Genomic DNA, 19,621 nt, shown 5'->3' with positions numbered 1-19,621 from the left:
GTGCCAGGCCCGGCGGACCGGCAAGCTCGCCCCGGCAGCCCTGCCGCCCGCCGTGACCGTGCCGGAGCCCCCCTGCCCTGAGCGATCCGCCCGTCCAGTCCGTCCTCCGCGCCCTCTCGGTCCTGAAGGAACTGAACCGGCAGCGCAGCACCACGGTGGAGGAGTTGCATCGCCGGACCGGGCTGCCGAAGCCCACCATCATGCGCCTCCTCGGTACGCTGATCGTCGCGGGGCTGGTGATGAAGGGAAGCCGCGGGCTCGGCTATCACGTCACCTCCGACGTGCTCTCCCTCAGCGCCGGCTACCACGGCGGGCCGCTGGTAGCGGAGGCCGGGCGGCCCTGGGCCGCGGACCTGACGCGCCGCCTGCGCTGGCCCGCCGCCATCGCCGTGCTGGACGGCGCGCGGATGGCGATCAGCGTCAGCACCATCGCGGACAGCGCGGTCTCGCCCTTCCACAGCACGGTCGGGTCGCATCTCAGCCTCGTCACCCGCGCGCTCGGCCGGGCCTATATCGGGTGGTGCCCGGATACGGAGCGGCGGATCCTCGTCCGCATGCTCGCGGCCTCAGCCGATCCCGAGAGCAACCCGCCGAGTTTGGAGCGCACGATCCGCGGCATCGTCGGCAGCGTGCGGCAGCAGGGTTATGCACTGCGCGACCCGCGGGTGGAGCCGCGCTCCTCTGACACGGTGGCCGTGCCGATCCTCCTCGGCGGGGCGGTCGCGGGCACGATCGGCCTCAGCTACTTCCGCTCCGCGGTGAACCATCGCGCCCTGACCGAGGAACTCGTGCCAGCCCTGAAGGAGGCGAGCCGGGAGATCACCGTCTCGATGGAGCGCCTGCAGCGCGGCGCGGGGGTGGCGGCACCCTGAACCACCGCTCTTCCCAGGCATACGCTGGCCACCCTGCCGCGATGCCCTGCCAACGCAGGGCTCCCGACCATCTTTCAGCCGTGCGATCCGCGGGGTCAGGACGTGTGCAGAGAGCGTGGAACAGCCGTTCCGGCGGGCTCGCCGGGGTGAAGGTTCGGCAATCATGTGAGGGAAGCGGGCGCGCGGATCATGGCCATGTGCACCAGTCCGCGCTTCCTGCCGCCGCCCTCGCCTAAGCGCTTCCTCCCCCTGTTCAGTCGCAGCGAACGGACATGCCGCCGTCCACCACGATCTCCGTTCCGGTGATGAAGCGCGCCTCGTCGGAGGCGAGGAACAGCGCGGCATTCGCGGTGTCGCGCCCATCGCCCGCGAAGCCCAGCGGGATGCGCTTCACGCGGGCGGCGAGAAGCGCCGCCACGTCGCCGCCCGCGCGCTGTCCGGCCAACCGCGTCTCCACCATCGGCGTATGCATCTGGCCCGGCACCACCGTGTTCACCCGGATGTTGCGGGCGGCGTACTCAACCGCCACCACGCGCGAGAACTGGATGATCCCGGCCTTGGACGCCGCGTAGGCGACCTGCGCCGCCCCCGTCCAGCGGATACCGGAGGTGGAGGCGGTGTTGACGATCGCGCCGCCGCCCTGGCGCTCCATGACGGGCAGGACGTGCTTGCAGGTCAGGAAGACACTTTTGAGATTGTAGTCGATCTGCGTGTCCCAGACCTCCTCACTCATCTCCACCGGGCCGCCCTTGGCGGAGCCGCCGACATTGTTCACGAGGATGTCGATGCGGCCGTACTCCCCCATCGCGGCCTCGACCATGGCGGCGATGGACGCACTGCTCATCACGTCGCAGGCGCCCATGGCGAAGCGACCGCCCTCCTCGCGGATGCGGGCGGCGGTCTCCTCCATGGCCGCCATGTTCTTGTCCACGCCGTAGACCAGCGCGCCTTCCCGCGCGAAGAGCACGGCAGCGGCACGACCATTGCCCCACCCCGTGCCCACCGAGCCCGCGCCCGTGATGACGGCGACCTTGCCCTCGAGACGTCCTGCCATGCTGCGATCCGATCACCTGTTCTGCCGCGTCGCGGCCGCGCCTGCCTCGGCGGGCCGCACAAGAAGGACGGGACGTCTCAGTCCATCGTGATGTTGGCGCGGCGCCCGACCTCGCCCCAGCGCGCGCTCTCCTTCGCGATGAAGTCGCGGAACTCCTCCTGGCTGCCACCCACGGGCCGGGCGCCTTGCTCGCCATAGGACTTCACCAGGTCGGGGTCCCGCAGCGCCTTTGCGGCGGCGTCGTGCAGCAGCGCCTGGAGCGGGGCGGGAACCTTGGAGGAGGTGACGAGCCCGTACCAGTTATCCGCGATCACGGGCACGCCGGCTTCCGCCATGGTGGGCGTCTGCGGCAGCAGGGGCGTCCGCTCGCCACTCGCGATGGCCAGCGGCTTGAGGCCGCCGCCCTGCACCTGGGACAGCATGGCCGGGATGTCCGCGAACATCATCTGCACCTGCCCGGCGATGAGGTCCGTCACGGCCGGCGCGGCGCCACGATAGGGCACATGGGTGATGTCGATCCCCGCCGCGGCGCGGAAGGCTTCCCCGGCCAGATGCGGCATGGAGCCGATGCCGGAGGAGCCGTAGTTCAGCTTGCCCGGGTTCCGCTTCGCGTAGTCCACCAACTCCGCCACCGAGTTCACGGGAAGCGCGGTGGGCACGGCCAGCATCTCGGGCATCAGTGCGACGAGCGTGATCGGCGCGAGGTCCTTTGCCACGTCGAAGGGCATGGGCGCGCCGAGGACGGGCGAGATGGCGATGGCGCCGGCACTCGTGAGGCAGAGGCTGCGGCCGTCGGGCGCCGCCTTCGCCACGTTGTCCGTACCGATGACGCCGCCCGCCCCCGAGCGGTTCTCGACGACGACATTGCGGTCAAGGACGGCGCCCAGCTTCTGGCCGAGCACGCGGGCGACGAGGTCGTTCGGCCCCCCCGGCGGGAAGGGCACGACCAGGCGGATGGGGCCTTCCGGAACACGCGCGGACTGCGCGATGGCCGGCCGGGCCAGCGGCGGCACGAGCGGCAGGGCGGCGGCGGGGATCAGCTGGGCGAGCTGGCGGCGGGTGATCATGGGTTCTTGTCCTCGAGGCCTTGGTGCGCGGGAGGCCGGCTAGCCGCCGGGCGTTCCCTGCGTGTTGACGTAGAGTGCGTAGAGAGAATGGCAGGAGGCCATGAAGAGCCGGTTTCTGTGCCGCCCGCCGAAGGCGAGGTTGGCGCAGCGCTCCGGCAGGTGGATATGGCCGATCGGCTCGCCGGCCGGGTTGAACACGCGCACCCCGTCCTGCTCGGGGTCCATGCCCCAGCCGCACCACAGATTGCCGTCCACGTCCACGCGGAAGCCGTCCGGCGTGCCGGTCCCGGCCTCCACCAGCACGCGGCTGTTGCGCAGGGCATCGCCCGCCAAGTCGAAGACGCGAATGTTGCGCGGACGGGCGCGGGATTCGATGACATAGAGCTTGCTCTCGTCCGGCGAGAAGGCGAGCCCGTTGGGGCCGTTCACGTCGTCCGCCACCACCGTCGCGCGGCCCGTGGCGCCGTCGATCCGGTAGATCCGGGCGGGCAGCTCCTGCTCCGCCTTCACGCCCTGGTAGTAGCCGAGGATGCCGAAGGGCGGGTCGGTGAACCAGATGGAGCCGTCCGACCTGACCACCACGTCGTTGGGCGAGTTCAGCCGTTTGCCCTCGAAGGAGTCGAGCAGCACGGTGATCGCGCCGTCATGCTCCGTGCGCGTCACGCGGCGGCCACCGGTCTCGCCGCCGTGCTCGCAGGTGACGAGGCGCCCCTCGCGATCCCGCGTGTTGCCGTTCGCGTGGTTGGAGGGCGCACGGAAGGTCGAGACCGTGCCGGTGGCCTCGCTCCAGAGGAGGATGCGGTCGTTCGGCACGTCGCTGAACAGCAGGCTGCGCCAGGCGCCGAACCAGACCGGCCCCTCGGCCCAGCGGCAGCCCGTGTAGAGGCGCTCCACCCCCGCGAGGGCGAGGTGGTAGCGCTCGAAGCTGGCATCCAGCGCTCGGATTGCGGGATCGGGGTAGCGGAGGCTCGGTTCCCACATGGCGGTCAAGCCCCAGGCGCACCGGGCAGGTCGCCGGGTTCGGCGCCCAGCTCGGGCGCGAAGTTCTCGGGCAGGCCGAGCTCGAAGGCGTTCAGCGTCAGCGCGACCATGGAGTAGTAGCCCATGATCCCGACCAACTCGACCAACCCCCGCTCCCCCAGCACCGCGACACCGCGCTGATAGAGCGCGTCCGGCAGGCGCCGCGTCCCGAGCAGGGTGCGGGCCACGTCATAGACGGTGCTTTCGCGCTCGTCCCGCAGCACCGGCTCCCGCCGCGCCGCGATCGCGGCGACCACCTCCGGGTCCATCCCGGCCTTCAGTCCCTCGCGCTTGTGCGCGGTCCATTCGTGATGGGAGCTCCAGTGGCGCGCGGTGACGAGGATCGCCAGCTCGGAAAGGCGCGGCTCCAGCGTGGTCTGGTAGCGCAGCAGCTCGCCCAGGCGCTGGCCGCGGCGCGCCAGCTCCGGGTTCTTCAGCCAAGCGATCATCGGCGCCGGCACGCGGCCGCGAATGCCGGAGACGGCCTCCTGGCAGACCTCCCGTTCCTCGGGCGTGCGCTCCGCCTCGGGCGTCAACTCGATCCGGGCCATCATCTTCTCCCTGCCGCGCCTAACGCGCGGCCTGTTCCAGCGGCGCGGGGTCGCCGCCCAGGTCGCGCGTCATCCCCACCGCCTCCCGCAGCACCAGCGGCGCGCAGAGCGCCTCCGTCTCGTCCGTGAAGCGGTAGAGCGGCACGGAGATGCCGATGGAGCCGGCCACGTTCCCGCCCGCGTCCAGGACAGGGCAGGCGATGGCGGCGATCACCGGCAGGCGCTCGCCCCGGGTGACCACGGGCAGCCTCTCGCCATTCCCGAGCGCGATGAGGGAACGGCCATGGGCACCGCGGCCGAGCGGCTGGGCCTCCCCGATCTGAGCGACGTCGCGCACCAGCTGCGGGGAATCCAACCGGAACACGCAGCGGCGCTGCTCGCCCTCCCGCACGAAGAAGGCGGCGCTCTCCCGGCTTTCGGCGCGCAGGCGCTCCAGCGCGGGCATGACGTGGTGCTCGAGGCGTAGCGATCGGCGGAACAGGTCCCCTAGCAGCAGCAGGGTGGCGCCGAGGAGATAGCCACCGGAGGGCAAGCGCTTGACGAAGCCGTGCCCCTCCAGCGTGCCGAGCAACCGCAGCGCGGTCGTCAGGTTCAACCCGGCCCGGCGGGAGAGTTCCGTCAGGCCCAGCGGACCGTCCTCCTCCCTGAAGGCGCGCAGCAGGACAAGGGCGCGGTCCACCGCGCGCACGCCGTCACCGGGCAGCGCGCTGACTGGGGAGGCCGGGGCTACGGCGCGCAGGGCGCTGCCGGTGGCCGCGGTACCGGCCGACTCGTCCTCGGCGGTCGCACGGGCGCGTCTGGGCTGCTTTGCCATGACAGGAGGGTACCCGCTTCTTTCATCACACGGAAGATGCTTGCGCAGCGTGGAAGCGGCGGCCTAGCCTCCGAGCCAAGCGGAAGGCGGGAGGATGCGCATGGGAATCGGGCGAAGCGGCGGCGGGAGGGCTGGGGATGGTCTCCGAACCGGGCGGCGAAACCTGCTGCGCCTCAGCGCGGCGGGGGCTGGAATTTGGGTCCTGCCCGGCGCCCTGCCGGCCCTGGGCGCGGAGCCCTATCCTTCCCGCCCGATCCGCGTGATCGTCCCCTTCACCGCCGGTGGGGGCACGGACGTGGTGGGGCGCGAGCTTGCCCAGATGCTCGCGTTGGAACTCGGCCAGGCCGTGGTGATCGACAACCGGCCGGGCGGAGGAACGGTGCTCGGCTCAGATCTCGCCTCCAAGGCGGCGCCGGACGGCTACACGCTGCTGCTCACCACCTCGGCGCTCGCCATCAACGCCTCCCTGGTAAAGAACCTTCCCTACGATACGGAGAAGGGCTTTTCGGAAGTCGGGCTGGTCTGCCACGGCCCGAACGTGATCGTGGTGCGGCCGGACAGCCCCCTTCGCAGCGTGGCCGACATCATCCGGGTGGCGAAGGCCGACCCGGGCAAGCTGACCTACGGCTCCTCCGGCAACGGCTCGGCGGTGCATTTGGCGGCGGAGCTGTTCAAGCTAACCGCCGGCGTGGACCTCACCCACGTTCCCTACCGGGGCGCGGGGCCGGCCTATACGGATCTTCTCGGCGGGCGGCTGGACATGGTCTTCGGCACGGCGGGCGGCGTGTCGGCCTTCGTGAAGGGCGACAGGATGCGTGCCCTGGCAGTGACCTCGCCCCAGCGGACGCCGGCCTATGAGGGCGTGCCCACCGTGGCGGAGACCCTGCCGGGCTACGAGGCTGAGGTCTGGTACGCCGTCTTCGCGCCTGGGGGCACGCCGGCCCCGATCCTCACCCGGCTCAACGAGGCGATGCGGAAGGTGACCGCGGCGCCCGCCTATCACTCCCGTCTGGCGGGAGAGGGGCTGACCGTCGCGGTGAACAGCCCGGAGGAGATGACCCGCTTCATGCGCGCCGAGGAGGCTCGCTGGCGCCGGGTGGTCACCGACGGCCGCATTACATCCGATTGATGAACAGCAGAGGGCAGGAAGCACGGATGTCCCAGGGCAGGTTGGACGGCAAGGTCGCCATTATCGTCGGCGCGGGGCAGCAGCCCGGCGAGACCGTTGGCAACGGGCGCGCGGTAGCCGAGCGCTTCGCCGAGGAGGGCGCGACCCTGCTGCTGGTGGACATCAACGAGGACTGGGCCGAGGCCACGCGCGCGGCTGTGGAGCGGCACGGCCGCCCCGCCTCGGTCCTGCGTGCCGACATCACGAGAGAGGAGGATTGCGCCGCCATCGCCCGCACCTGCACGGAGCGCTACGGCCGCATCGACGTGCTGCACAACAATGTCGGCCGCTCCAGGGGCGACCGGAAGACGGCCGAGATGGACGCGGACATGTGGGATGCCATCATGGCCATGAACCTCAAGGGCATGTTCATGACGTGCAAGCACGTCTTGCCGCACATGGTCGCGCAGAGGTCCGGCTGCATCATCAACATTTCCTCCACCTCCTCCCTCTCCGCCCGGCCCACGGTCACTTACAAGACCAGCAAGGCCGGGGTGAACGCCCTGACCCAGCACATCGCGACCGAGAATGCCCGCCACGGCGTCCGCGCCAACGTCATCCTGCCCGGGCTGATCGACACCCCCATGGCGATTGAGCGGCGCGCGCAGGAGCGGGGCGTGCCCCGCGAGGTGGTCCGGGCTGAGCGCGAGGCGCTGGTGCCGATGGGACGCATGGGCTCGGCCTGGGACGTGGCCAACGCCGCCCTTTTCCTCGCCTCCGACGAGGCCGGCTACATCACCGGCGTGATCCTGCCGGTGGACGGAGGGTTGCTGGAGAAGCGGGGCTGATCAGCGGCTGCCTGGGGCTCAGACCGAAGTCTGATCTCCGCGAGGGCAATGCCGGCCGTGCGTCCAGCCGGTCGGCGGTCGCTCCCGCAGCTGGGGGTTTTCGCGCCAGAGAAGATAATTCCCACCTCGTTTCAAGAGCGGCTCCACAGAGCCGCGCGCCCAGCATCACAGCCTTGGAACCGGCCACCTCGAATACGGGGCCAGCAAAGGAAAGTCGGCTGCCGCATTCCAAGGATCGCGGGGAAGCAATCGTTCTTAAATCGTACTGATATAAAGAAAGAAACGTTGGCATTCCAGACCGGATCGGTTGTAAGCTCCGCTGGATGGCACGGGGCGCGTGCGAGTGTTACACGCGGCTCGCGCCAAATCGACAGAGGTGGATTGGTCGTGATCGAGATGTTCAGTGAGTTCACGTTCGAGGCGGCGCACAAAACCACCCCCGACACCCCGCTTCACGGACACACTTTCAAAGTTAAGGTTGTCCTGACCGGCGAGCCGCATCCGGTCTTCGGCTGGTCCCATGACCTTCTCGAGGTCGAGCCCGTCATCTCCGCCCTGAGGAAGAAGGTCGACCACAGCTATCTGAACGACATCGAAGGCCTGGAGATCCCCACCCTGGAGAATGTGGCCGGATGGTTCTGCCGGCACCTCGACCAGGCGATCCCGGGTATCGACCGGGTCGAGGTGCGCCGTGGGCTCGAGGGCGCCGGCGAGGGCGTCGTGTTCCGCAACAGGCGCTGATCGTCTCCCCTTCCATTCACGACCGAGCACCGCGCGCGTACCTTGCGTCCGCGGCACCCCATCCAGGAGTTGACCTGCAGTGAGCGTTGCACTTCGCCGCCTGCAATCCCGCCCCAGCGCCGCCAACGAAGCCCTCGAGGCTCCGCTCTCCTCGGATGAGCGAGAGGCGATGATCTGCACCGCCAGCGAGAAGCTGGAGGAACTCCTCGAGATCCTGCGGATCGACCACCGGAACGACCCGAACACGCGAGGCACGCCCGGACGAGTGGCCAAGATGCTCGTGAATGAACTATTGCGCGGCCGCAGCGTTCCTCCGCCGGTGCTGACGGATTTCGAGAACCGGCTCGTCTACCAGGGCATGATTGTGACCGGTCCGATCGAAGTCCGCTCCACCTGCGCGCATCACCTCATGCCGATCCGGGGGGAGGCTTTCATCGGTGTTCTGCCCTCCGCGACGGGAAAGGTTCTCGGGCTCTCGAAATATGACAGGGTTGTCGACCACTTCGCGACGCGCCTCCAGACCCAGGAGGAGCTTGTGCAGCAGATCGGCGACTTCCTTTGGCAGAACACCGCGCCCCGCGGCCTCGCGGTCCGCATATCGGCGTCGCACATGTGCCGCATGCAGCGCGGCGTCCGCGCAGGAAGTGGCCGCATGGTAACGAACGCTTATTTCGGGGCTTTTTCGGAGGAAGCGGGTCTGAAGGACGAGTTCCTGCGCGAGTGCGCGTCCCTCGAGACGACGTCGCGCTGAGTTCAACCCAGGGCCTCGATGCGGAAGGATGTCAGCGTGACGGATCTGCGGGTCGGCAAGCGTGCTCTTATGGTTGCGCTCGGCACGGGCGCGGTCGTGGCGAAGACGGGTCGCGCCCGGGCGCAATCCGCGGCGGGGCAATCGGAGAGGTCGCTCGCGCGGCCCAGCCAATCGCCGATCCTGAAGGTCTCGGGTCAGATCCGCGTGACGAACGCGGGCGACGCGGCGGTCTTCGACCGGGCCATGCTCGAGAGCATGGGCTCGGCCACCATCACGACCAACACCCCCTGGTTCGACGGGCCGGTGCGCTTTGATGGCGTTCCCATGGCGACGCTGATGGAGGCGATCGGGGCGAGCGGCGAGACACTGACGGCCATCGCGCTCAACGATTACTCGACGGACATCCCGATCGCCGATTTCGCACGGTTCGGCGTGCTGCTGGCCACGCGCCGGAACGGCGCCCCGATGCGCGTGAGCGAGAGGGGCCCGCTCTTCATCGTCTATCCCTACGACTCTGAACCGGAACTCCGCAGCAGGCTCTACTATAGCCGCTCGGCCTGGTCGGTCGCCCAGCTCGTCGTCCGGTGACCCGGTGGAACATCCCGTGGTTCGGAAGAACGCGGGGGCTGGCCGCGCGCAAGGGTGCGCATCCCGTGCGCCGGCGGTTTTCAGCCATAGGCGCCGGTAGCGCCGTACAGATCCTCTCTGTCGCCGCGGCGCTGCTTCTCGGCGCGGGCGCCGTCTACGCATCCTACCTCATCTCTGCCAGGCAGGATGCGGTGAGCAAGCTCTCCCGCTACAACATCGCCTGGACGGCGGGGCAGGCGGCTCAGGAGGTATCGAGGCTGCAAGCGGCCGTCGCCGCCTTCACACTGACCCGCGGCGAGATCGAGCACGACCAGTTGGAGACCTGGCTCGAGATCGTCGAGAGCAGGGTTTCCGCCCTGCGAAGCGGGGAGACGGGCGCCTTCATCAGCTCGCACGACGAACTGATCCGGGCGGTCGATCAGCTTCAGGTCGCGGTGGAAACCGCACGCCCCCTGCTGGCCTCGCTGGACGATCCGGCGGTCATCGCCCAGTTCATGGGCAAGTTCCAGCAGATCAACGGGCCGATGGCGCGGCTTTCCTCGGTTGCCCATGCGCATGGCGCGGATCTCGCGGCAAGGGACACGCAGGAACTCGACCGACTCCACTGGGTATTCTCGCGGCTCCTCCTCGGCCTCATCGCCTGCTGCCTGGCACTGACCGCAACGACCTTCTGGCGCAACCGCCTGCTGGCCCGCTCAAACGCCTATGTGCGGGCGCGCGATAGCGAGCTGCGGCGGCAGAACCAGCTATTCGACGCGGCGCTGAACAACATGTCGCAGGGACTCGGCATGTTCGACGCGGAGCACCGGCTCATCGTCAGCAACCGGCGCTTCAGTGAGATCTTCCACCTCGCGCCGGGGGCGGCGCGGCCGGGCGTGCATGCGGCCGAGCTCCTGAAGCTCCGGTCAGGGCTTGGCGACGCCGAGGGAGGCGACGGCGGGTCCATCTGGACTGAGCACCAAGAGCTCGCCGCCCGATCGCAGGCCTCGACCTTCGTGCAGGAGGATGAGGAAGGCCGATCACTCTCGATCTCGCACCAGCCGCTCCCCGATGGCGGCTGGATCACGACCTACGAGGATGTGACGGAGAGTCGCCAGGCAGAGGCCAGGATCCGGCATCTCGCGAACCATGACGCCCTCACCGGCCTTCCGAACCGCCGCCAGTTCACGACGCGTCTCGACGAGGCGCTTCACCGCGTCGGCACCGAGGTCGCGGTGCTCTTCCTCGACCTCGACCAGTTCAAGAACGTGAACGACACGCTTGGCCACCATGCCGGCGATGCCTTGCTGCGCCTGACGGCTGGCCGAATCCGCGAATGCATGCGCGACGGCGACCTCGTGGCACGGCTGGGCGGCGACGAGTTCGCCGTGCTGATCGAAGGTAAGGGAGCTCTTCTGGAGAGGGTCGAGGCGCTTGCCCGACGCATCATCGAATCCCTGGCGATGCCCTTCGATCTTTCCAAGTACCAGGCCTCGGTGGGGGTAAGCGTCGGCATCGCGGTTGCAGCCCCGTCCACGCCCGATGGGGACACCCTCCTCAAGCACGCTGACATGGCGCTCTACGAGGCCAAGGCAGCCGGGCGGGGGACCTTCCGCCTCTTCGAGGAATCGATGGCTGCCGGCCTGCAGGCGCGGATGGAGCTGGAAACCGATCTGCGCGGCGCCATGGACCGTGGGGAGATGGAGGTGCACTACCAGCCCCTCTTTGATCTCCAGCGCGGGCAGCTCAGTGGGTTCGAGGCGCTGCTCCGTTGGCGCCACCCGGTGCGCGGCATGGTGTCACCGGCCGACTTCATCCCCATCGCCGAGGAGACCGGCCTAATCGTGTCGCTCGGCGAATGGGTTCTGCGCCGGGCCTGCGCTGATGCCGTTACCTTCCCGATCCCCGCCAAGGTCGCAGTCAACATCTCGCCGGTGCAATTCACGGGCAGCGATCTGTCGGAACTGATCCACGACGCGCTGCTCAAATCCGGGCTTGCGGCATCCCGTCTTGAATTGGAGATCACCGAATCGGCATTGCTGCAGGACAGTGAGGCGGTGATCGGGACACTTCACCGCCTGCGTGCCCTGGGTGTACGCACGGCGCTCGACGACTTCGGCACGAAGTATTCGTCGCTGACCTACCTGCGAAGCTTTCCATTCGACAAGATCAAGATCGACCAGTCCTTCGTGCGGGACATGGCCACGCGCGAGGACTGCCTCGCGATCGTGCGCTCCGTTGCCCAGTTGGCGGTAAGGCTCGGGATGACGGCGACCGCCGAGGGTGTCGAGAGCAGCGCCCAGCTGGATCAGGTCCGCGAGGCCGGTTGCACGGAAGCGCAGGGGTATTTCTTCGGGCGGGCAGCGCCGGTCGATAAGCTCGGGCCCTGGTTCGAGGAGCGGCAGCCCAGGTTGGTTGCCATCGGCTGATCTCCGTCAGCCGCTCCTCAACCGCCGGCACTCGTCTGGGACATGCCAGACGCGGGACGGGGCTCAACCCTCCCCGTGAAAGCTCGCGGCCGGGCGCGGGCGCACGAGGGAGGCGGCTACGCTGCCCTGGGAATAGGTGGGGCGGACCTGCTGACCGCCACCCGTCACTGGTTGAGCGAAGCCCACCACGGCGTAGAGGCCGACCGCGACGGCCAGGGACGACACCATACCGACCACGCCAAGCAGCTTGCGGTCGCCGGACCGGCCGTAGGTCTGAATGCTCGAAAAGGTGTTTTCCACCGAACTCTCCATCCCGGCCCGCATCATTGGGCCTGGTGACGGTGTTATCGGCCGCGATCGTGGCGGCCTGAGGCCGGCCCTGTGATGATTTGCCTTATTCCGAACGCAGGCCGGTCGAGGCACGGCAAGCTGGCCCCCCGTTTTTGGGAAGGGCATTCGGCCGCGCGAAGCCCGAGGAACCGGTCACCTGGCCGAGGACAAGCGTTCAGCCCAGTGGGGGGGTCGGCCCTTTACACCTTATCCTTCCTGCCGCCCTCCCTCTCGCCGCGGGTCGATGCCGTACATGCGCTTGAGGTCACCGGCGGCATGGTCGATGAGCACGTCCATCGCGGCCCGCGCCGCCTCCGGGTCGCGCGCCGCAATGGCCTCCATGACCCGGCGGTGTTCCTTAATCGAGCGGGGCCGGTGGTCCCCCGGCGCGACGAGGTCGAAGGCCCGGCGGAGCACGACGCCGAACATCTGTGCGATGGGCCAGAAGAACTCGTTGCGCGTCGCGATGTGGATGGCCCGATGGAAGGCGATGTCGGCCTCCACCCAGGCCTTGTTGCTCTCCGCCGCGGCCATGGCATCGGCGGCGGCACGGATCGCGGCGATGTCCTCCGCCGTGCCGGATACCGCGGCATAAGCCGCCGCCATGGGTTCCACCGCGCTCCGCAGGCGGAATAGCTTGACGAGGTAGGTGGCGAGATCCGCGGTGTCGAACTGCCAGCGCAGCACGTCCGGGTCGAGCTGGTTCCACAGCTCGGGCGGTCGCACGCGGGTGCCGCTCCTGGGGCGTGACTCCACGAGTCCCTTGCCGCTGAGCATGCGGATCGCCTCGCGCACCACCGTACGGCTGACATTCAGCATCTCGCAAAGCCGCATCTCGGATGGGATGGGCTCACCGGGCGCCACATCCCCGCGAATGATGCTCTTGCCGATCTGCTCGGCCACCTGAGCCTGAATGTTTCGCAGAACCTGCGAGCGCTCGAAGATCACCCTTGCCTCCGCCTTACGGGTCCGCCTGCCCCGGAGCAGCAGCTTGTCACCGCCGAAAATCTGGTCATACAATATTTGCAAAGAGAGCGGCTGCCTAGAGCGTCCGCCAGGCTGGAGGAAGACCCATGCGTCCCGTCGATCGTCGCCGCATCATCCAGGGAACCCTCGCGGCAGGTACCCTGTCCCTCGCCGCGCCGGCGATGATCGGCCGCGCCCAGGCCGCGGCGCTGCGGATGCGCCTTTCCTCCTCGCAGGCGAACGACCCGAAGTTCGGCAACGGCCGCGTCTTCTACGACAAGCTGGTCGGCCAAATCCGGGCGAACGGGCTGGGGGAGCAGATCGACGTCAGCTTCTTCCCGGACAACCAGCTCGGCCAGGAGATCGACGTCATCAACTCCGTCAAGCTTGGCGTGATCGAGATGATGGTGTCGGGCTCCTCCATCGCGGCAAACCTCGTGCCGCTCGTGGGCACCTTCGACCTCGGCTATCTCTTCTCCAGCTTCGAGCAGCAGACCAAGGCCTTCGACGCCGGTGCGGCCCGGCCGATCGAGGCGGCGCTGCAGCGCAGCGCGGGCATCCGCATCATCGCCTGGGCCTATAACTTCGGCGCGCGCAGCGTGCTCTCGAAGAGGGCCGTGAACACGCCCGAGGATCTCGCCGGGCAGAAGATCCGCACCCTGCCGAACCCCGTCATCACGGAGTGCCTGCGCCTGATGGGCGCCGCCGCCACCCCGCTCGCCTTCGGGGAGATCTACACCGCGCTCCAGGCCGGCGTGATCGACGGGCTGGAGCACGACCCGCCGACGATGGTGGCCAGCAAGTTCTTCGAGACCTCAAAATTCTACTCGCTGACCCAGCACAACTTCTCGCCCTTGGCGCTCTATCTCAGCGACATTGCCTACAATCGCATGAACCCGGCGCTGCGGGAACGCTTCATTGACGCCGCGCAGAAGGCGGCCGTGGAAACCCGCGCGCACGGCCTCGCCGTGGAGAAGGAGGCGCTCGGCCTCCTGCGCGAGAAGGGCGTCACGGTCATCGAGTGCGACCGGGAGGCCTTCCGCAAGCGCGTCGAGCCTCAGATGCAGGCGTTCATGCGAAACCGGCCGGAATCGAAGCCGGTCATCGAGCAGATCCGCGCGATCTCGGTCTAGGGACGTCTCGATGCACGCTGCCGCCGCGCCCGCCCTCCGCCAGAGCCGGGCGATGACGGGGCTCCTGCTCGCCCTCTCTGACGCGGTCGCGGCGACTCTGCTGGCCGCGGACCTCGTCGTCGTTATCGGCTCGGTCCTGGCGCGCTCGCTCTTCGGCGCCCCTGTCGAGTGGTCGGACGACGTGGCCCGCGGACTGATGGTAGGGTCGAGCTTTTTCGGTGCCGCGAGCGCGGTGGCACGCGGCGAGAACCCGGGCGTCGAGTTCTTCGTCGCGAAGCTCGGTCCATCGGCGCGGCGGCGCTTCGATGCCGTCGGCGCCGTGCTCGTGGCGGTGATCTCGGGCTTCGTCTCCTACAACGCCTTCATGCTCGGCTGGCTGACGGCGGGACAGACGACGGGCTCCGGCCTGCCGCTGGAATGGACCTTCCTGCCCATGGGCGGCGGCGCCCTGTTCATGACGATCTTCGCCATCAGCCTCGTTTGGCGTCGGCCGCTCCGCGAGATCGCCGAAGCTCTGGCCGTGCTCGCCGTGATCGCGGCCGGCTTCGCGGTCTGGGCCATGGCCGCACCGGACTCGCTGCCGGCGCCCGGCTGGTTCATGGGCATCGGCTTCGTCGTGGCGCTCCTCGGCGGGCTGCCCATCGGCTTCTCGATCGCGCTCGCCGCGCTCATCTACATCTGGGTGGACGGCTACCTGCCCGGCGTGATCTTCGCCCAGCAGATGGCGCGCGGCATCGACAACTTCGTCCTGCTCGCCATCCCCTTCTTCATCCTGGTCGGCTACCTCATGGAGGCGAACGGCATGTCCGTTCGCCTCATCGAGCTTCTCCAGCGCCTGGTCGGGCGCATGCGCGGCGGGCTGAACGTCGTCATGGTGCTCTCGATGGTGCTCTTCTCGGGCATCTCCGGCTCCAAGATGGCGGATGTGGCGGCGGTCGGCTCGGTGCTGATTCCCGCGGCCCGGCGCTCGAAGCAGGAGCCCGGGCAGGCGGTGGCCCTTCTCGCCGCCTCCGCGGTGATGGCGGAGACGATCCCGCCTTGCATCAACCTCATCATCCTCGGCTTCGTCGCCAATCTCTCGATCGGCGGGCTGTTCATGGCGGGGCTCATCCCCTCCGCCCTCATGGCCGCCGCGCTCATCGGCGTGTCCGTCCTCTTCGGTACGAAGGCGGCCATCGCGGCCGACATCATCCCGGACGGGGCGCTGCGCCGGATGTGGGTCGGCGCGATCGTGTCCTTCGGACTGATCGCCATGATCTTCATCGGCTTCAAGAGCGGCTTCGCCACGGCCACCGAGATTTCGGCCTTTGCCGTGCTCTACGCCATCGTGGTCGGCGCGGCGGTCTTCGGGGAGCTGAGCTGGGGGGCGCTCGTACGGAGCTTCATCCATGCGGCCACGCGCTCCGGCCTCGTGCTCTTCATCGTCGCGGCAGCCCAGGCGCTGGCCTGGGTGCTGACGCTGCAGCAGGTGCCCCACGCCCTCGGCGAAATCATGGTCGGTTTGTCGCAGTCGAGCGGCACCTGGCTTTTTATGCTTCTCTCCATCGCCATCCTGATCATCATGGGCTCGGTGCTGGAGGGCGCGGCCGCCCTCATCATTTTCGGTCCGCTGCTCGTTCCCGTGGCGGGACAGCTCGGCATCGATCCCCTACATTTCGGCGTGGTGCTGGTGATCTCCATGGGCATCGGGCTTTTCGCCCCGCCGCTCGGCCTCGGCCTCTACGGCGCCTGCCTGATTGGGCATGTGCCGATCGAGCGCACGGTAAAGCCGATCATGGGTTATCTCGGGCTGATCTTCCTGTGCCTGCTGCTGATCGCCTTCGTCCCGGTGCTCAGCACGGGCCTGCCACGCCTGCTTGGCTACTGAGAAAGGGGACGCAGCGATGAGGGTGCTCCTGACGCACACGCCGCGCACGCGCGAGCAGTATTACGGCCCGCGCGCCCTCGCCGACCTACGGGCTATTGCCGAGGTGATCCTTCACGAGGAGGAGGAGGCCCTTACGCCGGCGGGGCTTATCGGCCTCGCGCAGGGCGCTGACCTGATCATCGCGGACCGGCTGACCACCGGCCCTGCGGAGGTTTTCGAAGGCCTGCCGGATCTTCGCGCCTTCCTCCGCTGCGCCGTCGATATCCGCAACATCGACACCGCGGCCGCGAGCAAGGCCGGCGTACTGGTGACGCGCGCCGGTCCTGGTTTCGTCGCCTCCGTGACCGAGCTGGCGCTCGGCTTCCTGGTCGATCTCTCGCGCGGCATCTCCCGCGCCACCCGCGACTACCAAGCCGGCCGCATGCCGGACGTGCGGATGGGGCGGCAGCTTCAGGGCAGCCGCATCGGCATCATCGGCTACGGCGCCATCGGCCGCCGCCTCGCGGCGATCGCCGTGCAGCTCGGCATGAAGGTGCTGGTCGCCGATCCGAACGTGACGATCGAAGCGCCGGGGGTCCGGCAGGTCGGGTTCGAGGCGCTGATGGCCGACGCCGATTACGTCGTCTGCCTGGCGGTCGCGACCGAGGCCACCGAGAACCTGATTGATGCCGCCGCCCTCGCGCGGATGAAGCGGGATGCCGTGTTCATCAATCTCTCCCGCGGCAACCTGGTGGACGAGGCGGCGCTCGCCGCGGCGCTGACGGAGGAGCGGATCGCCGGCGCCGCCATGGATGTCGGCCGCGCCACGGACCAGATGCCCTCGCCGGATCTCGCGCGGCTGCCGAACGTGATCGCGACGCCCCACATCGGCGGCCTCACCCCGCCGGCCATCCAGGCCCAGGCCTTCGACACCGTCGCGCAGGTCCGTGCCATTCTCTCGGGCGAGGTCCCGCCCGGCGCCGTGAACGCGGAAGCCTGGTCTCGCCGGCCTAGCCGCCGCGGGTCCTGAGGCCCGGGGCCGCGAGGGCTCTTGCGGAGGCGGCAGGCGGCACCGGCGCGCGCGTTCCCGCCGATCACGGTCTTGCGCTGTGGCGGAGATTGACAGGGCCGAGGGCGAAAGCTTCCTTCGGCGCCGTGCCGAACCGCAAAACCCGCAACGTTCTTCTCACGCCGGAGTTCGATTCCTACGCCGATGCCTGCGTCGCCTCCGGGCGTCGCGGCGCCAGCAAGGTGGCGCGCGCCGCGCTGCGCCTGATGGAGCGGAGCGGGAGCGAAGGCTCCTCGCAGAAGCCGGAGTCGGTTGGCGAGCAGGCTTCGGCACGTGCGCGGTGAGGCCTCGTACCGCTCCTTCCCTCCCGGGGAGCTGGGGCGGCAGATCGCCGCGCATGACTGGTCGCGGACGTCCCTCGGCCCTCTCGAGAGCTGGCCCGCGAGCCTGCGCAGCATCGTTGATCTGATGATCGCCTCGCGCCAGCCCGCCTACATCGCCTGGGGTCCGGAACTCGTCTCCCTCTACAACGACGGCTACATCCCGATCCTCGGCACCAAGCACCCGGACGGCCTGGGCAAGCCCTATGCCGAACTCTTCGCCGAGGTCTGGGACGAGTACGCGCCCGTGGTGGCCGCCACGATGGCCGGGGAAGCCCAGCATTTCGTCGACCAGCCGGTCGCGCTCGTCGGCCGCTCCGGCCGGCCGATGAGCTGGTTCACCTTCTCCTGGACGCCCTTACGGGACGAGGCGGGGGAGGTCAGGGGTTTCTACTGCGCGGCGACCGAGACGACGGAGGGGGTGCAGGCCGCGCGATCCCTTCGCGAGGCCCGCGACGAGGCGCTGCGCCGGAGCGAGGAGCGGCGGGACGCCGCGCTCGCGGCCGCCCGGCTCGGCACCTTCGAGTGGGACCTGATGACGAACACCGTCGTCCTTGACGCCCGCAGCTGCGAGATCTTCGGTTTTGCCCCCGGCGAGGTCATCGAGGCGGGGCAGGTGTTCGACCGCATCCACCCGGAGGACCGCGCGCGCGTGCGCGCCGAGGCGCAATCCTCCGAGAACTCGCTTTCGCGCCTCGTGACCGAGTACCGCGTCCGGCTGCCGGAGGGGCCGGTCCGCACGGTCGCGAGCCTCAGCGACGCCGTGATCGGCCCGGACGGACGGGCGGCGCGGATGGCCGGCGTCTTCGCCGACGTGTCGGAGCGCGTGCAGGCAGAGGCGGAGCTGAGCCGCCGGCAGATGGCGGCCGACCGCCAGCGCCGCCTCTACGAGGCCATCCTGACCAACACGCCCGACCTCGCCTATGTCTGGGACCTCAACCATCGCTTCATCTACGCCAATGAGGGCCTGCTCAGGATGTGGGGCCGGACCTGGGAGGAGGCCGTGGGCAGGAACTGCCTCGAGCTCGGCTACGAGCCGTGGCACGCCGCCATGCACGACCGCGAGATCGAGCAGGTGATCGCGACGCGGGCCCCGGTCAGGGGGCAGGTTCCCTTCGCCGGGACCTTCGGGCGCCGGATCTATGACTACCTCCTCGTGCCCGTCATCGGCGAGGACGGTGCGGTCGAGGCCGTGGCCGGCACCACCCGGGACGTCACGGAGCAGACGGAAACCGAGGCGGCCCTGCGCGAGAGCGAGGCGCAGCTGGAGGCCGCGATGCGTGCGGCGCGCATGGCCGCGTGGCGGTGGAACCCGAGGGAGGACCGCGTCACCTTCTCGAATACGGTGGCGGAGGTCTTCGGGCTACCGGCGGGCAAAGCCTTCGCGAGCAGCGCCGAAGCGCTGGGCGTGCTGCATCCCGACGACGCGGAGCGGCATTCGGCTCTCATCCAGGATGCGCGGGAGCGCGGGACGACCTGGCACAGCGAGTTCCGCATCATCCGGCCCCGCGATGGAAAGGTGGCGTGGCTTGAGGAGCGCGCGGCGTCCGAGCGCGACGACGCGACCGGCGAGCCGCAGATGAGCGGCCTCATCTGGGACATCACCGAGCGCAAGATAGCGGAGGAGCAGCAGGCCCTGCTGGCGCGCGAGGTAGACCATCGAGCCAAGAATGCCCTGGCCGTCGTGCAGGCGGCGCTGCGGCTGACCAAGGCGTCGTCGCTGCCCGAGTACATCGCGGTGATGGAGGGCCGCGTCTCCGCCCTCGCCCGCGCGCAGACGCTTCTCGCCCGCGACCGCTGGTCGGGCGCCGACCTGCGCACCCTGCTGGATGGCGAGCTGGCGCCCTTCCTCGGTTCCGGGCAGCGCGCGCTGCTTGACGGCCCCGCGGTCATGCTGCCGGCCCATACCGCCCAACCCCTTGCCATGACCCTCCACGAACTCGCCACGAATGCCGTGAAATACGGCGCGCTGTCGTCCGAGGCGGGCCATGTCTCCGTGACCTGGACGGTGGAAGAGATGCCCTCCGGCGTGATGCTGCGGCTCCGCTGGACCGAGGTGGGCGGCCCGCCGCTCAGCTCCCCGCCGCGCAGGATGGGCTTCGGCTCCCGCGTGCTGGAGGGCACGATCCGCAGCC

At 69.2% G+C, this 19,621-nt stretch carries 19 protein-coding genes; 12 read left to right on the top strand and 7 right to left on the bottom strand.

From position 1 onward, the window contains the following. The first annotated feature begins 77 nt into the window (after positions 1–77). Complete coding sequence (locus D9599_RS16755) at positions 78–872, top strand: helix-turn-helix domain-containing protein (protein WP_255531595.1); 795 nt, start codon at positions 78–80, stop codon at positions 870–872. A 253-nt stretch (positions 873–1,125) separates the two neighbouring features. Here the strand turns inward: D9599_RS16755 and D9599_RS16750 are convergent, their stop codons facing one another. The 5 genes from D9599_RS16750 to D9599_RS16730 form a co-directional block, all read right to left on the bottom strand. After that, the gene (locus D9599_RS16750) at positions 1,126–1,926 is read right to left on the bottom strand and encodes an SDR family NAD(P)-dependent oxidoreductase (RefSeq protein WP_198382427.1); all 801 of its coding nucleotides are present in this window, start codon (positions 1,924–1,926) and stop codon (positions 1,126–1,128) included. 77 nt (positions 1,927–2,003) lie between these two features. Then, positions 2,004–2,993, bottom strand: a complete 990-nt coding sequence (locus D9599_RS16745) for a tripartite tricarboxylate transporter substrate binding protein (protein WP_198382426.1) — start codon at positions 2,991–2,993, stop codon at positions 2,004–2,006. Positions 2,994–3,032: 39 nt separating this feature from the next. Continuing rightward, positions 3,033–3,974 carry an SMP-30/gluconolactonase/LRE family protein gene (locus tag D9599_RS16740; RefSeq protein ID WP_198382425.1) on the bottom strand — a complete coding sequence of 314 codons (942 nt, stop codon included), beginning with the start codon at positions 3,972–3,974 and terminating at the stop codon, positions 3,033–3,035. Between the two features lie 5 nt (positions 3,975–3,979). Further along, entirely contained in the window at positions 3,980–4,567 is a 588-nt protein-coding gene (locus D9599_RS16735) for a carboxymuconolactone decarboxylase family protein (protein ID WP_232480601.1), read from the bottom strand. A gap of 16 nt (positions 4,568–4,583) precedes the next feature. After that, positions 4,584–5,378 carry an IclR family transcriptional regulator gene (locus tag D9599_RS16730; protein WP_198382424.1) on the bottom strand — a complete coding sequence of 265 codons (795 nt, stop codon included), beginning with the start codon at positions 5,376–5,378 and terminating at the stop codon, positions 4,584–4,586. A gap of 100 nt (positions 5,379–5,478) precedes the next feature. Here D9599_RS16730 and D9599_RS16725 point away from each other — a divergent pair, with 100 nt between their 5' ends. The 6 genes from D9599_RS16725 to D9599_RS16700 all read left to right on the top strand — a co-directional run bounded on the left by D9599_RS16725 (position 5,479) and on the right by D9599_RS16700 (position 11,822). Further along, complete coding sequence (locus D9599_RS16725; RefSeq protein ID WP_198382423.1) at positions 5,479–6,507, top strand: tripartite tricarboxylate transporter substrate binding protein; 1,029 nt, start codon at positions 5,479–5,481, stop codon at positions 6,505–6,507. 26 nt (positions 6,508–6,533) lie between these two features. Next, positions 6,534–7,334, top strand: coding sequence for an SDR family NAD(P)-dependent oxidoreductase (locus tag D9599_RS16720; protein ID WP_198382422.1), 801 nt, complete (start codon positions 6,534–6,536; stop codon positions 7,332–7,334). 396 nt (positions 7,335–7,730) lie between these two features. Then, the gene (locus tag D9599_RS16715) at positions 7,731–8,075 is read left to right on the top strand and encodes a 6-carboxytetrahydropterin synthase (protein WP_232480612.1); all 345 of its coding nucleotides are present in this window, start codon (positions 7,731–7,733) and stop codon (positions 8,073–8,075) included. A gap of 79 nt (positions 8,076–8,154) precedes the next feature. Then, positions 8,155–8,826 carry a GTP cyclohydrolase I gene (gene folE / locus D9599_RS16710; RefSeq protein ID WP_198382420.1) on the top strand — a complete coding sequence of 224 codons (672 nt, stop codon included), beginning with the start codon at positions 8,155–8,157 and terminating at the stop codon, positions 8,824–8,826. A 36-nt stretch (positions 8,827–8,862) separates the two neighbouring features. Further along, entirely contained in the window at positions 8,863–9,414 is a 552-nt protein-coding gene (locus D9599_RS16705) for a molybdopterin-dependent oxidoreductase (RefSeq protein WP_198382419.1), read from the top strand. A 65-nt stretch (positions 9,415–9,479) separates the two neighbouring features. Beyond that, entirely contained in the window at positions 9,480–11,822 is a 2,343-nt protein-coding gene (locus tag D9599_RS16700) for a bifunctional diguanylate cyclase/phosphodiesterase (RefSeq protein ID WP_198382418.1), read from the top strand. Positions 11,823–11,885: 63 nt separating this feature from the next. Here D9599_RS16700 and D9599_RS16695 read toward each other — a convergent pair whose 3' ends face one another. Both D9599_RS16695 and D9599_RS16690 read right to left on the bottom strand, forming a co-directional pair. After that, the gene (locus D9599_RS16695) at positions 11,886–12,122 is read right to left on the bottom strand and encodes a hypothetical protein (protein WP_198382417.1); all 237 of its coding nucleotides are present in this window, start codon (positions 12,120–12,122) and stop codon (positions 11,886–11,888) included. Positions 12,123–12,359: 237 nt separating this feature from the next. Further along, positions 12,360–13,100, bottom strand: a complete 741-nt coding sequence (locus D9599_RS16690) for a FadR/GntR family transcriptional regulator (RefSeq protein ID WP_198382416.1) — start codon at positions 13,098–13,100, stop codon at positions 12,360–12,362. Positions 13,101–13,225: 125 nt separating this feature from the next. Between D9599_RS16690 and D9599_RS16685 the strand changes: the two genes are divergently transcribed. From D9599_RS16685 to D9599_RS16665, 5 genes are all read left to right on the top strand, one after another. Beyond that, a complete protein-coding gene (locus tag D9599_RS16685) occupies positions 13,226–14,251 on the top strand; it encodes a TRAP transporter substrate-binding protein (protein WP_198382415.1) in 1,026 nt (341 codons plus the stop codon). Between the two features lie 10 nt (positions 14,252–14,261). Beyond that, complete coding sequence (locus D9599_RS16680) at positions 14,262–16,118, top strand: TRAP transporter large permease subunit (RefSeq protein WP_198382414.1); 1,857 nt, start codon at positions 14,262–14,264, stop codon at positions 16,116–16,118. 16 nt (positions 16,119–16,134) lie between these two features. Further along, entirely contained in the window at positions 16,135–17,127 is a 993-nt protein-coding gene (locus D9599_RS16675) for an NAD(P)-dependent oxidoreductase (protein ID WP_198382413.1), read from the top strand. A 125-nt stretch (positions 17,128–17,252) separates the two neighbouring features. After that, complete coding sequence (locus tag D9599_RS16670) at positions 17,253–17,450, top strand: type II toxin-antitoxin system ParD family antitoxin (RefSeq protein WP_198382412.1); 198 nt, start codon at positions 17,253–17,255, stop codon at positions 17,448–17,450. Continuing rightward, positions 17,440–19,621: PAS domain S-box protein (locus tag D9599_RS16665; protein ID WP_198382411.1), on the top strand; the 2,182-nt coding region annotated here is incomplete at its 3' end. The genes D9599_RS16670 and D9599_RS16665, both read left to right, overlap by 11 nt.

The sequence above is a fragment of the Roseomonas sp. KE2513 genome, from assembly GCF_016107305.1.
Taxonomy (GTDB): Bacteria; Pseudomonadota; Alphaproteobacteria; order Acetobacterales; family Acetobacteraceae; genus Roseomonas.
The sequence above is the reverse complement of the archived record's forward strand: the minus strand, read 5'-3'. Positions and strand labels throughout refer to the sequence as shown.

Coding starts and splice junctions, on each gene's coding strand:
- D9599_RS16675 (WP_198382413.1), top strand. CDS start 16,135: ATGAGGGTGCTCCTGACGCACACGCCGCGCACGCGCGAGCAGTATTAC.
- D9599_RS16745 (WP_198382426.1), bottom strand. CDS start 2,993: ATGATCACCCGCCGCCAGCTCGCCCAGCTGATCCCCGCCGCCGCCCTG.
- D9599_RS16730 (WP_198382424.1), bottom strand. CDS start 5,378: ATGGCAAAGCAGCCCAGACGCGCCCGTGCGACCGCCGAGGACGAGTCG.
- D9599_RS16740 (WP_198382425.1), bottom strand. CDS start 3,974: ATGTGGGAACCGAGCCTCCGCTACCCCGATCCCGCAATCCGAGCGCTG.
- D9599_RS16715 (WP_232480612.1), top strand. CDS start 7,731: ATGTTCAGTGAGTTCACGTTCGAGGCGGCGCACAAAACCACCCCCGAC.
- D9599_RS16685 (WP_198382415.1), top strand. CDS start 13,226: ATGCGTCCCGTCGATCGTCGCCGCATCATCCAGGGAACCCTCGCGGCA.
- D9599_RS16680 (WP_198382414.1), top strand. CDS start 14,262: ATGCACGCTGCCGCCGCGCCCGCCCTCCGCCAGAGCCGGGCGATGACG.
- D9599_RS16725 (WP_198382423.1), top strand. CDS start 5,479: ATGGGAATCGGGCGAAGCGGCGGCGGGAGGGCTGGGGATGGTCTCCGA.
- D9599_RS16735 (WP_232480601.1), bottom strand. CDS start 4,567: ATGATGGCCCGGATCGAGTTGACGCCCGAGGCGGAGCGCACGCCCGAG.
- D9599_RS16720 (WP_198382422.1), top strand. CDS start 6,534: ATGTCCCAGGGCAGGTTGGACGGCAAGGTCGCCATTATCGTCGGCGCG.
- D9599_RS16750 (WP_198382427.1), bottom strand. CDS start 1,926: ATGGCAGGACGTCTCGAGGGCAAGGTCGCCGTCATCACGGGCGCGGGC.